General features: G+C 68.8%; 11 protein-coding genes. 6 read left to right on the plus strand and 5 right to left on the minus strand.

Annotated features, from left to right (window positions below):
• Positions 1 to 111: 111 nt before the first annotated feature.
• The 5 genes from TY25_RS10795 to TY25_RS10815 form a co-directional block, all read right to left on the minus strand.
• Positions 112 to 936 carry a class II fructose-bisphosphate aldolase gene (locus TY25_RS10795; RefSeq protein WP_042255789.1) on the minus strand — a complete coding sequence of 275 codons (825 nt, stop codon included), beginning with the start codon at positions 934 to 936 and terminating at the stop codon, positions 112 to 114.
• Positions 937 to 973: 37 nt separating this feature from the next.
• Positions 974 to 1,927: a hexose kinase gene (locus tag TY25_RS10800; RefSeq protein ID WP_081868800.1), complete on the minus strand. Its 954-nt coding sequence runs from the start codon at positions 1,925 to 1,927 to the stop codon at positions 974 to 976.
• Entirely contained in the window at positions 1,924 to 3,084 is a 1,161-nt protein-coding gene (locus tag TY25_RS10805) for an N-acetylglucosamine-6-phosphate deacetylase (protein WP_042255790.1), read from the minus strand. Before TY25_RS10805 ends, TY25_RS10800 begins: the two co-directional genes overlap by 4 nt.
• Positions 3,085 to 3,484: 400 nt before the next feature.
• A complete protein-coding gene (locus TY25_RS10810; protein ID WP_052382908.1) occupies positions 3,485 to 4,630 on the minus strand; it encodes an ROK family protein in 1,146 nt (381 codons plus the stop codon).
• Between the two features lie 67 nt (positions 4,631 to 4,697).
• Positions 4,698 to 5,612 (minus strand): SIS domain-containing protein, encoded by a 915-nt coding sequence (locus tag TY25_RS10815; protein ID WP_081868805.1) that lies wholly within the window; start codon positions 5,610 to 5,612, stop codon positions 4,698 to 4,700.
• Positions 5,613 to 5,771: 159 nt separating this feature from the next.
• Between TY25_RS10815 and TY25_RS10820 the strand changes: the two genes are divergently transcribed.
• The 6 genes from TY25_RS10820 (at position 5,772) to TY25_RS10845 (ending at position 12,849) form a co-directional block, all read left to right on the plus strand.
• On the plus strand, positions 5,772 to 7,022 hold the full coding sequence (locus TY25_RS10820) for an extracellular solute-binding protein (RefSeq protein ID WP_226887147.1): 1,251 nt from the start codon (positions 5,772 to 5,774) through the stop codon (positions 7,020 to 7,022).
• Position 7,023: 1 nt separating this feature from the next.
• Positions 7,024 to 7,905, plus strand: coding sequence for a carbohydrate ABC transporter permease (locus TY25_RS10825; protein WP_014988665.1), 882 nt, complete (start codon positions 7,024 to 7,026; stop codon positions 7,903 to 7,905).
• Positions 7,902 to 8,813 (plus strand): carbohydrate ABC transporter permease, encoded by a 912-nt coding sequence (locus TY25_RS10830; protein WP_172595723.1) that lies wholly within the window; start codon positions 7,902 to 7,904, stop codon positions 8,811 to 8,813. Before TY25_RS10825 ends, TY25_RS10830 begins: the two co-directional genes overlap by 4 nt.
• Before the next feature lie 146 nt (positions 8,814 to 8,959).
• Positions 8,960 to 10,351, plus strand: coding sequence for a lipase family protein (locus TY25_RS10835; RefSeq protein ID WP_081868801.1), 1,392 nt, complete (start codon positions 8,960 to 8,962; stop codon positions 10,349 to 10,351).
• Positions 10,352 to 10,416: 65 nt separating this feature from the next.
• Positions 10,417 to 11,070 carry a TetR/AcrR family transcriptional regulator gene (locus tag TY25_RS10840; protein ID WP_014988662.1) on the plus strand — a complete coding sequence of 218 codons (654 nt, stop codon included), beginning with the start codon at positions 10,417 to 10,419 and terminating at the stop codon, positions 11,068 to 11,070.
• A gap of 138 nt (positions 11,071 to 11,208) precedes the next feature.
• The gene (locus TY25_RS10845; protein ID WP_042255825.1) at positions 11,209 to 12,849 is read left to right on the plus strand and encodes an AMP-binding protein; all 1,641 of its coding nucleotides are present in this window, start codon (positions 11,209 to 11,211) and stop codon (positions 12,847 to 12,849) included.
• Positions 12,850 to 12,866 lie beyond the last annotated feature (17 nt).

Raw genomic sequence — 12,866 nt, forward strand, 5'->3', positions numbered from 1 at the left:
CGGCCGCCCTCTCCCGGGGGACCGAGCTTCGGTGGACCGCATGGGAACGGTTCACCCTTCCCAGCGGTCGGCGGCGTGGAAGTTGGCGTCGCCGACTGCGCCTTTTCCAGGTCAGGCCAAGAGCTGCAGGAAGCGCGTGACTTCGTGCTGTACCGCCGCGCGCCCGGGGCCCAGGTATTTGCGCGGATCGGACAGGGCGGGATCGGCCGCCAGGGCGGTGCGGACCGCCTCGGTCATCAGGACATTGAGCCGGGTCGCGATGTTGACCTTGGTGATGCCGTGCTGGACCGCCGCGCGCAGCCCGTCGTCGGAGACGCCGGAGGAGCCGTGCAGGACCAGGGGGACCGGCACCTTGGCCGCGAGCCGGGCGATCAATTCGTGGTCGAGGGTCGCAGTGCGCGTGTGCATGGCATGCGACGAGCCCACCGCGACGGCCAGCGCGTCTACGCCGGTGGCGGCGACGAACTCGACGGCCTCGTCCGGATCGGTGCGGACGCCGGGGGCGTGCGCACCGTCCTTCCCGCCGACCTCGCCGAGTTCGGCCTCGACGTGCACGCCGCGCTCGTGGCACCAGCGGGTGATCTCGGCGGTGCTCGCCACATTGGCGGCGTAGTCCAGGGTGGAACCGTCGTACATCACCGAGCCGACGCCGAGTTCGACCGCGGCGCGCACCAAGACCGGATCGGTCGCGTGGTCGAGGTGCACCGCGATGGCGGCGCTGCTGTCGGCCGCGACCCGCAGACAGGCGAGGGCCAGCGGCGCGAGGCCGCCGTGATAGCTCGCCGTGTTCTCCGAAAGCTGGAGCACCACAGGTCGTTTCGCCGCTTCCGCGGCCGCCGCGATGGCCTCCGCGTGCTCCAGCACGATCACGTTGAACGCCCCCAGCCCGCCGGGCGCGGCGGTGGTGACCAACTCGGAGACAGGCGTCAGCGGCATCGGTATCTCTTTCTGGGGGCTCAGCCCGCCGCGGCGGTCACGCCGAGGGCTCCTGGGCGGTGGGTAGGTCGAGCCGGGTGACTCGGACAGTCGGGGCGATGCGGGTGCGCAGGCAGCGGTCGATCTCGCCGGCCACCGGGATGACCACGGCGGCGGCGGAGGTGGCCACCGCGTCGGTGAGAATGGTCGGCCAGTCGGGGACCTCGTCGGCGGTGAGCGCGGCGATCACCGCGGCGGTGGCGGAATCGCCCGCGCCCGTGGGATTTCCGGCCAGCGGTTCGGGCAGTGCGGCGAACCAGGCGCCCTCGGCGGTGACCGCGACCATGCCGTCGGCGCCGCGGGTGGCGATCACCGCGCGCACTCCGCTCTCGATCAGCGGATACGCGGCCGTGACGACCTCTTCGGCGGTGGCCGGCTTGACGCCGGTGAGCCGGTGCAGTTCGTCCCCGTTGGGCATCAGGACGACGCCGGGGACCTGGGCGGCCAGGCGCAACGCCTCGCCGTCCACATCGCAGATGGTCGGCACGTCGGCGGCGATGGCGCCGCGGGCTATCTCGGCGGGCAGCGTCGCCGCGATACCGCCGGGCAGTGAGCCGGAGATGACCAGGCCGTCGATATCGGGCAGCATGCCGGTGACCCGGACTGCGAGCTGTTCGGCGGCGTGCGGGTTGGAGACCCGGGCGCCGGGCTCCCACAGGGCGGTGGCGGTGCCGTCCTCGGATTCGCTGATCACCACGGTGCGCCGGACCCAGGGCAGCGCGTGCACGAAATCGACCGGCATCTCCAGCTCGGCGGCGGCCGCGAACGCGTGATCGGCGAAACCGGTTGCCCGCGCGTACTTCCCGAGCTGGTTGAGCACCCGGGTGACGTCGATGCCCTTGCCGCCGATGCGTTGCTCGACGGAACGGACCCGGTGCGCCTGGCCGCGTTCGAAGTGCTCGACCCGGTAGGTCATGTCGTAGGCGGGGTTCATGGTCACGGTAAGGATCACGACAACCACTGTCCTCGCCTGAGCACCCGATGCAAATGGAGATTGTCACCGACTATCAACAGGTCGGCGAAATATCCCGCGCGCAGGTCACCGACGTCGGCGAGGCCGAGCGCCGCCGCGGGCGTCGCGGTGGCGGCGCGGACCGCGGCCTCGAGCGGCACCCCGGATTCGCCGACGGCCCGTGCGACACAGTCGAGCAGCGTGCTGATGCCGCCCGCCAGCGAACCGTTCGCGATGCGGGCCACGCCTTGGCGCACGGTGACCGACTGCGGGCCGAGCTGGTACTCGCCGTCCGAGAGGCCCGCCGCCTGCATCGCGTCGGTGATCAGCGCGACCCGGGTGGGCGCGGCCGCGAAGGCCAGCGCGGCGAACCCGGGATCGACGTGCACGCCGTCGCCGATCAGCTCGACGATCGCGTGTCCCGCCGCGGCGGCGACGAGGCCGGCGCCGACCGGTCCCGGTTCGCGATGGTGCAGCGGCGGCATGCCGTTCGCCAGGTGGGTCACCACGCTGCCGAAACCGTTGGGCCGCAAGGCCGTCAGGAACGCGGAGAAGTCGGCGTTGCTGTGGCCGAGCGCGACCACCACGCCGTGCTCGGTGAGCCGCTGCGCGACCGCGTCGTACCCGGAACGTTCCGGTGCGAGCGTCATCATCCGCAGCGCGCCGCCGCCGGCCCGCAGCAGCTGGTCGGTCAACTCGAGATCGGGGTCGCGCAGAAACCGCGGATCCTGGGCCCCGCAGCGGGCCTCGGACAGGAACGGGCCCTCGGCGTGGATGCCGCCGAGCACGCCGTCCTCGGCCAGTCCGCGCAGCATCGCGGTCTGCGCCACCATGTCCGCGGCGGCCGCGGTGACGATGCTCGCGACCACGGTTGTGGACCCGCTCGCGTGGTGGAAGGCCGCGGCGGCCCGCGCCTCGGCGGGATCGACGGAGTCGAACCGATGCCCGAGCCCGCCGTGATTGTGGATGTCGATCAGTCCGGGCAGCAGGGTGCCCGCGAACTCCGGCTCCGCCGACCCCGGATGTGCCGCAACCCATTCCGAATAGGGCACGACCGCACTGACCCGATCGCCGACGATCGAGACGACACCGTCGTCCCACTGAGCGGACGCGCACACCACGCGCCCACGAATAGCCAATTCGGTACCCGGACTCATAGGAACACCCTATTGCCGTGACCCCCACGCCCCACTCCCGCACAACAGCCAGCAGCCACCGTCCCGGTAACCGGCCGATCGCGGGGTGCAACGACGGTCAGCGGTCGATCCCGATGGGTGCGGGCCGCGGGCGTGCGGCAGCCCGCTCCAGGTATCGCCTGTGCTATCGCCCAGTCGCGGCGCGCAACGGCGAATGGTGGTCCATCCCGATGGCCGCGACCTTCGGCGGATATCGCTCGTGCTGCCGGGCGGTCGCGGGGCGCCAGTGGTCCATCCCATGGTCGGTCCGGCGCTTGGTGCCCGTCAATCTGGGGCGGGTACCCAGTTGGGTACGGGAGGGGAGCGCTCGTCCCGGGCCGGGTGTGCCGCGCTGGGCGGGTCGGGGTGGGGACCACCGGGCTCATGCCAGGGCTCCTTGGCGGGCGAACAACGCGGCACCCATCAGGCCGGCGCGGGCGCCGTATTCGCCGAGTACGACGTGCGGGGCGGGTACCAGGCGGAGCCGGTCGGCGATGGCCTGGTGCAGCGGATCGGTGAGGGCCGCGCCCGCACCGGCGAGTCCGCCGCCGAGGATGATCAGCTCGGGACAGGCCGCGTGCACGATGCCGATCAGTCCGTCGGCCAGCGCGTCCACCGCGTCCACCAGCACGGCCTTGGCGGCGGGGTCGGTGTCGACCAGCGCGAAAACCTCTGCCGCGCCCTTGATTTCGCGACCGGTGCGGCGGGTGTAGGCGCGGGCGATCGACGCGCCGGAGGCCACGGTCTCCACGCATCCGGTGTTGCCGCACGGGCAGGGCAGCCCGTCCGGGCGCACCGGGATGTGCCCGTATTCGCCGACCTGGCCGTAGCTGCTGCGCACCAGATGACCGCCGACGGACAGCGTGCCGGAGATGCCGGTGCCCAGGATGACGACGCAGACGTTGTCGTGCCCGCGACCCGCGCCGAAGCGCCATTCGGCCCAACCCGCCACGGCGACATCGTGTTCGATGAGCACGGGGATGCCCCAGCGGTCGCGGAACCGGTCGCCGATGTGCACGTCCCGCCAGCCGACATTGCTGCTGAATACCGCGATCGAGCGGACGGAATCGACGATTCCGGGCAGGACCACGGCCGCGCGGCGCACCCGATCCCGTTGGGCCGCGGTCAATTCGGCCAGCAGGTGATCGCCGAGCGCGCCCATCGCCTCGAACGCCGCCTCGCCCTGCGGCGTGGCCACGGTCGCGACGGCGAGCACTTCGCCTGCGCGGTCGGTGATTTCACCCTTGATCGTGGTGCCGCCGACGTCCAATCCGAGGACCAGTGCGTCGTCGGGCAACGGGGCAGGCCGCGCAGGTGCCGCGGTCTGCCCCGTCGACGGGCCGCCAGGACGAGCCGTCGCGGTCGGCCCGGCAGCGCCGATCGCGGGCCTGGCGGCACCGGCCGAGGGCGTCGTGCTGTTCGCAGCGGCGCCCGCGCCCACTTCGGCCGCGGTAGCGGCCTGGTCGGACGATCCGGCCGCGGCGCTGCCGGGCCGGTCTGTGCTCTTCGGGTCGTGCTCGGCTGACATGCCTCGCACAATAGGCGGCGTCGATACCGGCGCCGCGGTCTGCTCGGGGCTCACCGAACCGGATCTTTCACTGGTCCAGGACGACCGAGCGGTTGAGGCCACGCGGGTGGTCGGGGTCGAGCCCGAGGTCGGCCGCGCGCAGGATGCACAGTTGGTGCACCCGAACCAGGTCGGCCATCGGGTCGATGTCACGGTGCTCGAAGTGCGCGCCGGTGCTCGCGATATCGGCGGCGAAGTTCGGCACCAGCGGGCCGAACGCCCAGACCGCGCGACCGGGTGCGGAGATGGCGATCGGGCCGTGCCGGTATTCGGTGGACAGGTAGGACTCGGTCCAGGACTGGCAGGATTCGCGCAGCTTGAGGCCGGATTCTTCGGCGATGGCGGCGGCGAAGCCCATGCCGACGAAGCTGATCTGCTCGGCGTGGCGGACCTGCGCCAGCGACACCGTCGGGTCCTCGGCCAGCACGGCCCTGGCCTGTGCGATCACGGGCTCGAGGTCTTCGCCGAAGTGCCAGCGCAGGATGGCCAGCGTGGTGGTGGCGAAACGGGTCTGCACCACCGATTCCTCGTCGACCTCGTCGATCAGGATCGGGTCGCCCAGCTCGAGCACCGGAGTGTCCGGGCTGGAGCAGATGACGGTGCGGGGGACGTCCGCGGGCAGCTCGCGCATCGCGTTGACCACCTCGGTGGTGGTGCCGGAGCGGCAGATCACCAGATAGCGGTCGTACTCGCGGCCGGAGCGGACCTCGCTGGCGGGCCAGGCGTCGGTCAAACCGTGGCCGGCTCGCTCGCGCAGGGCCGCGATCGCTTTGGACATGAACAGGGAAGTGCCGCAACCGATCACAGCGACTCGCTCGCCCTTTTGGGGGAGGATCTCGCGGTGTTCGGCGGCGATCGTTTCGGCGCGCGCCCAGTCGTCAGGCTGGGTGGCGACCTCTTTGGCCAGGTGGGTGGCGGGCGTGGGTTCGGCTGAGATCGACACAACAACAGAATCCGCCCGGTGATCGTTCATGTCAACTTAACGAGCGAATCGGTCACATATGATCAAGATGGGGTCTAGATTGAGTGTCGGGTCGATCAGGTCGATCCCATCATCGGCTGTCCAGTGGCGCCGGATGTGCAAATTTGAAAGGTTCTACTCGTGAAAAGACCACTCCACGGCGTGCTCGCGGGGGTCGCGATGGTCACCGGCCTGGCGCTGGCGATCTCGTCCTGTGGGTTCGGCTCGAAAGATTCCGCCGACTCCGACACCACGATCAACTTCTTAGCTCCGGCCTACAGCGATGGGGCCAACGGTACGAAGGCGCTGTGGGACGGCATCATCGCGGACTTCCAGAAGCAGAATCCCGATATCAAGGTGAATCTGCAGATGGAGTCCTGGAACTCGATCAACGACGTGGTGCGCACCAAGTTGCAGTCGGAGTCGACCACGCCCGACATCCTGAACATCGACGCGTACTCCAGCTTCGCCAGCGACGGCATGCTCTACCCGGCTTCCGAAATCGTCTCCCCGCAGGTACTTTCGGATATTCAGCCCGGTTTCGCGAAGAACGCCTCGCTCAACGGGACGCAGTACGCGCTGCCGCTGTTCGCCTCCACCCGCACGCTGTTCTACAACACCGATCTGTTCACCAAGGCGGGCATCGCCACGCCGCCCAAGACCTGGGCGGAACTGACCGACGCGGCCAAGAAGATCCAGGCCCTCGGCGGCGGGGTGTCCGGTTACGGCCTGCCGCTGGGCAGCGAGGAAGCGCAGGGCGAGACCTCCATCTGGACCTTCGGCGCGGGCGGCACCTGGTCCGACGGTGACAAGGTCACCGTCGACACCCCGGCCAACCTCGAGGGCGTGCGTGCCATGCGCGAGATCGCCGATGCCGGTGTCACCCAGCCGAATCCGGGCGCGACCGATCGCAAGGACGTGATCAACGCGTTCATCCAGGGCAAGATCGGCATGATCGAGGGCCTGCCGCCGACCATCGGCCAGATCGCCTCGAAGAACCCGAGCCTGAAGTACGCGACCGCGCCGTCGCCGACCAAGTCCGGCACCCCCGTGACGCTCGGCGTGGCCGACCACCTGATGGCGTTCAAGAAGGACGGCAAGAAGGCGGCGAACATCAAGAAGTTCCTCGACTTCTTCTACGGCGCCGATGTCTACGCGAAGTTCGTCTCGACCGAGGGCTTCATCCCGATCACCAACACCGCGGCCGCCAAGCTCGCCGCGGACCCGGTGACCAAGGCCTTCGGCTCGACCCTCGCGGTGGCCCAGTTCTACCCGAGCAACAACCCGAAATGGGCTGCGGCGCAGGGCGCTATCCGGCAGCAGATGGGCACCATCGCGCAGGGCACCGACCCGGCCCAGGTGTTGCAGCGCATCCAGGAAGCCGCGAAGTAGCGTGCGGCGGAAAGGAACTCTGGCGGCGATACCGTGGATCGGACCCTCGCTGGTTCTGATCGCGGCTATCGTCGCCTTCCCCGCCTGCTACATGGTGTGGACCAGTACCAGGGATCTGAGCGCCTACGGCCAGGATCGCGGCGCGGCCGGCCTGGAGAACTTCCGCACCCTGTTCGGGATCTCCGAGCTCGGCTCGGTGCTGCTGCACACGGTGCTCTGGGTCGTCGCCGTCGTCCTGATCACGCTGGTGATCTCGGCGGGGCTGGCCCAGTTCCTGAGCAAGGACTTCCCCGGCCGCACCGCGGTGCGGATGGCGGTGCTGGTGCCGTGGGCCGCGTCCGTGGTGATGACGACGACGATCTTCTACTACATGCTCGATCCCGACGTCGGCATCGCGAACCGGTTCCTGGTCGATATCGGCCTGCTGGATCGTGGCTACGGCTTCACCAAGCAGCCGACGCCCGCGTTCCTGGTCGCGATCGGCGTGGCGGTGTTCGTCTCGATCCCGTTCACCACCTACACGATTCTGGCCGGGCTGCAGTCGATTCCGGCCGAGATCAGTGAGGCGGGCCGGGTCGACGGCGCGGGCGCGTGGCAGCGCTACCGGTATCTCATTCTGCCGCAGCTGCGTCCGGCGATCGCCGTCGCGACCATCATCAACATCATCAACTCGTTCAACTCGTTGCCGATCCTGCAGGTGATCACCGGCAGTATCGCGGGCTTCCAGGCGGACACCACAACCACGTTGATGTTCAAGCTGATTCGGCAGAATCAGCAGGTCGACACCGCCGCGGCGATGAGCGTGCTGAATTTCGTCCTGATCATCGTGATCATCGCGATCTACGTGAAGGTGATCCGGCCTACCCAGGAGGTGGACGGATGACCGCCGACGCCGAGGTGACGCAGATCGAAAAGGTCACGGGCGCAGCCGCGGTGGCCGAGCCGGCCGAGCGGCCGAAGGTCCGGGCGAAGCGACGCCGGTGGGAACTGACCGCGGTCGGCGTGGTGATCGCGGCGCTGTTCCTGCTGCCGTTCATCGTGATGGTGCTCGGCTCGTTGAAGAATCGCGCCGAAATCCTGCGCATCCCACCGACCTACCTGCCCGAGTCGTGGCATCCGGACAACTACGCCACCATGTGGGACACGCCGGAGACGCCGCTGCCGTACAACATGATGAGCACCGTCATCATCTCGGTGTTCGCCACGGTGCTGGTGCTGCTGGTCGCCATTCCGGCCGCGTATTACACGGCGCGGCACAAGTTTCCGGGTCGTGCGGTGTTCCTCGGCCTGGTGCTGGTGACCCAGATGTTGCAGCCGACGGTGCTGGTGACCGGTCTGATCCGGGAGTTCTTCGCGGTCGGCATCAACGACACCTTCCTGGCGATGATCCTGGTGAACGCCGCGTTCAACCTCTCGTTCGCGGTCTGGATCCTGCACAGCTTCTTCGCCGCCATCCCGGTGGAGATCGAGGAGGCCGCGCAGCTGGACGGGCTGAGCCGCTGGCAGACCCTGGTCCGGGTGAGCCTGCCGCTGGTGTGGCCCGGCATCGTCACCGCGACGATCTTCGTCGTGGTCTCCTGCTGGAACGAATTCGCCGCCAGCCTGGTGGTGCTGACCACGCCGGAGAATCAGCCGCTCTCGGTCGCGCTGACCAAGTTCGTCGGGCAGTACGACACGTCCTGGCAATACGTCTTCGCTATTTCCACCGTGGGCATCATCCCGGTCGTCATCCTGTTCGCGCTGATCGAGAAGCGCCTGGTGGCCGGTCTGACCGCGGGCAGCGTCAAGTAGTAGTCCGACGCGGCGGGTGGTGCGCTGGGCCACCCGCCGCTGTCGTGTCGTGAACCGCACCACTGTCTGAGTCTGGACTTCTGGCCCGTTATCTGAAAATATCTCTGACCAATATGGGTCACGGTTGGTAACGGGAAGGCACTTCGATGAGCGTGCGCAATGGTGGGCGCGTCGTCGCCCTCGGCGTCATCGCGCTGATGGCGGCATGGCTGGGTCCGGGCTCGGGGCAGGCGGTACCGGGGGAGCAGGTGCGGGTCGAGCCGGCCCCGGCGCTCACCCTCCCGCCCGAGCTGGACGACTTCTATCGACCGCCGGCCGGTGACGTGGCGGCCGCGCAGCCCGGCGAGATCCTGCGCGCGCGGGCGATCTATCCCGCGTTCATGGGCATCCTGCAGCTGAATGTCGATGCGTGGCAGCTGCTCTACCGCACCACGAACAGCCACGGCGCGCCGATCGCGACGGTCACCACGGTCCTGAAACCGCGTGGCCCCGCCCCGGCCGGTGGCTCGAAGCTGCTGTCCTATCAGATCGCCGAGGACAGCGTCGCGCAGTACTGCGCGCCCTCGTATGTGGCCCAATCCGGCGCCATCCCGGTCGATTACGTGAACGCGGCGGAGACGCTGATCCCGATCGCCGCCGGTCTCGGGCAGGGGTGGACGATCGCGATGCCCGACTACCAGGGCCCGAATTCGGCCTACGGTGCGTCCCGGATGAATGCCCAGGCGACGCTCGACGGTATTCGCGCGGCGGAGAATTTCGCACCCGCGCAGTTGAGCGGGCCGGAAACGCCGGTCGCGCTGTGGGGTTACTCCGGCGGCACGATCCCCTCGGCGTTCGTGCCGGAGATCAAGGAAAGCTATGCGCCGGAACTCAATATCGTCGGCATTGCCGCCGGCGGTGTCGCGGCGGGCGACTATGCCGGGGTGGTACGTCACAACAACGGCGGCGTCTATGCCGGGTTGATCTCCGCCGCGATCGTCGGCATCTCCACCGAATACCCGGAAATGCAGCGGGTGATGCGGGAACGCGTCGATCTGCTCGGCCAATTCGTGATGGCGTCCAAGAAGGTGCTGTGCCATCCGCAGGGTGCCGCGCTCTTCCCCGGGTTCAACTATTTCGGCACATTTCAGGGCGGAGATCCGTTGACGCTGCCCGAGATCCGGGAAGCCATCGCGGACAATTCCCTCGGGCAGCGGACGCCGACCGTGCCGATCTACTTCTATCACGCGCAGAACGACGAACTCATTCCGATCGCGGGTACCGACGCGACCGTGCAGAAATATTGCGCGGAAGGCGCGCCCAGCGTGACCTATGTTCGGGAATTCGCGGCCGAGCATCTCTCCGGCGTGCTGTCGCATCTGCCCGGCGCGTTCTATTGGCTGAAGGATCGGCTCAACGGCGTTGCCGCGCCGCCGGGCTGCTCGATCACCAGCCCGGTGAGCACCATCCCCGAACCGCAGTTCGGTCAGGCCCTGTCGGAGATTCTGCCGCCCATGGCGCAGGCGCTCGTCGGCCACGCGATCGGCGCGCACAAGTAGGCCGCGACCGGCGCGGACCGATGTCCGCGCCGGGATCACCGGCGGCGAACGGGTAGCATCGAACGGTGGCACGGCGGGAAGAGGAAGCGAAGGACGGGCGCAGCTACGGCGGGCTGTCGCGGGAGCAACGGGTGGCCCAGCGGCAGACCCGATTGATCGACGCCGCCCTGGAATTATTCGGAACACAGGGTTACGCAGCCACGTCCATCGAACGCCTCTGCGCGGTCGCCAACGTTTCCACGCGCAGTTTCTACGAGGACATGGGCAGTCGCGAGGCATTGCTGATCGCGCTGGTCAATAGAATCACCTCGCGCGCGGTGGAGCGCGCCTTGGAATCGCTGGCGAAAACGGAGAACGAGCCGCTCTCGACCAGGGTGGTCGAGGGTTTCCGCGCTTATCTCGCGGTGACCTGTGCGGATCAGCGTTCGGCCCGGGTCTGCTATGTCGAAGTGGTCGGGGTGAGCCCGGCGGTGGAGGAATGGCGGACCGAACAGCGGCGCCTGCTGTCGGCATTGCTGGTCAGCGAGGCCGAGCGGGGTGTCGAACGCGGTGAGGCCAAGCCGCGGCGTTTCGACCTTTTCGGGCTCGCGGTGATCGGAGCGGTGAACTCGCTGGCTCAGGAATTGGTGCACAGCACCAAGCCGGATTCGGTCGTCACGCTCGATGAGATCTGCGACGAGATCGCGTATCTCGTGCACGCGGGGCTCGTCTACACCTGAGTTGAATTCAGTGTAATCGGCGCCTGCAACGATTGCAGATTCCATCTGAAAAGACGTCTTGCCGAAATTCGCTGAATCTCCTACAGTCGATGCGAGCCCCTCGGTCGAGGGGCGGACAATTCTCTGGACGGAGTGTTCATGTCCGCCATCGGAAATGCCGCACGTGCATTGCTGGTCAAGCTGCATTCGGTAGGTGTGTTGCAGCGTGCGGGAATGATCGATCTGCTCGCGCCGATCGGTGTGCTGCGCGCGTCGCGAGCGGTGCGGCAGTACGGCGGCATCGCCGGGCCGGTGCGGATGTCGGCCCAGCGCGAGCCCGACCGGGTCGCGTTGATCGACGAGCTGGGCCCGCTCACCTATCGGGAACTGGAGGCGCGCAGCAACGCGCTGGCGCGCGGGTTCACCGCGCTCGGGCTCGGTCCGGGGGACACGGTGGCGGCGTTGAGCCGGGATCGGCGCGAGCTGGTGGACACCATGCTCGCCGCGGCCAAGATCGGTGCCGGGCTGGTGCTGCTGAACACCGGATTCGCCGGTCCGCAGCTGGCCGACGTCGCGGCCCGCGAGGGCGTGAATGCCGTTGTCTACGACGCTGAATTCGCCGACCTGCTGGCGGTGCTGCCCGGCGAGGTGCACCGGGTCCTCGCGGTGCACGAGGGTGTCGCGGCGGAGGTCGCGACGGTCGACGCATTGATCGCGGCCAACGACACCGCCGAATTGCCGCCACCACCGCGCCAGGGTGGCTTCGTGCTGCTCACCGGTGGCACCACCGGCACGCCGAAGGGGGTGCCGCGCCAGATCCGGTCGCCACTCGCGGCGGCCGCGCTGCTGGAGCGGATCCCGTTGCGCCGCAACCAAACCCTGGTGCTGGCCGCGCCCCTGTTCCACGGCACCGCGCTGAACCAGTTCATTCTCGCGTTGTCGCTGGCCTCGACGGTCGTGCTGCGCAGGCGATTCGACGCGGCGGCCACGCTGGCCGCCGTCGCCGACCATCGGGCGCAGGTGCTGGTGCTGGTGCCGACCATGCTGCGCCGGATCCTCGACCTCGGGCCCGAAGTGCTGGCGCGGTACGACACCAGCAGTCTGTGTGTCGTTTTCAGCGCGGGCTCGGCCCTGCCCGCCGCGCTCGGCGATGCGGCCGCCGCGGCGTTCGGCGACGTGCTCTACAACTTCTACGGCTCGACCGAGGTGGGGGTCGCCGCCATCGCCACGCCCGCAGACTGGCGGGCGGCGTCCGGGACGGTGGGTAGACCGCCGACCGCGTGCACGGTCCGGCTCTACGACGAAGACGGCCGGGTGATCACCGAGCCGGGCCGGCGCGGCACGATCTACGTGCGGAGCATGCTGTCGTTCAATGGCTACTCCGGCGGCGGCAACAAGGACATCGTCGACGGCCTGCTGTCCTCCGGCGATGTGGGGCACTGGGATTCGGGCGGACGGCTGTTCATCGACGGCCGTGACGACGACATGATCGTCTCCGGCGGCGAGAACGTCTTTCCTGGCGAGGTCGAGGAGTTGCTCTACGCGCACCCGGCGATCGCCGAGGCCGCCATCGTCGCCGTGCCCGACGACGAATTCGGCCAGCGCCTGGCGGCTTTCGTGGTGCGCCACCCCGGGCCGGAACTGGACGCGGACGCGGTCCGCGCGTACGTGAAGGCGAACCTGGCCCGGTTCAAGGTGCCGCGTGACGTCACGTTCGTCGACGAACTGCCGCGCACCAGCACCGGGAAGCTGCTGCGCAGAGACCTGGCCGGGCCGGTGGTCCAGCCGAAACCAGCATGAGCGGACGCTGATCCGCT

It is taken from the genome of Nocardia brasiliensis NBRC 14402, assembly GCF_000308475.2.
In the GTDB taxonomy this organism is placed as follows: Bacteria; Actinomycetota; Actinomycetes; order Mycobacteriales; family Mycobacteriaceae; genus Nocardia; species Nocardia brasiliensis.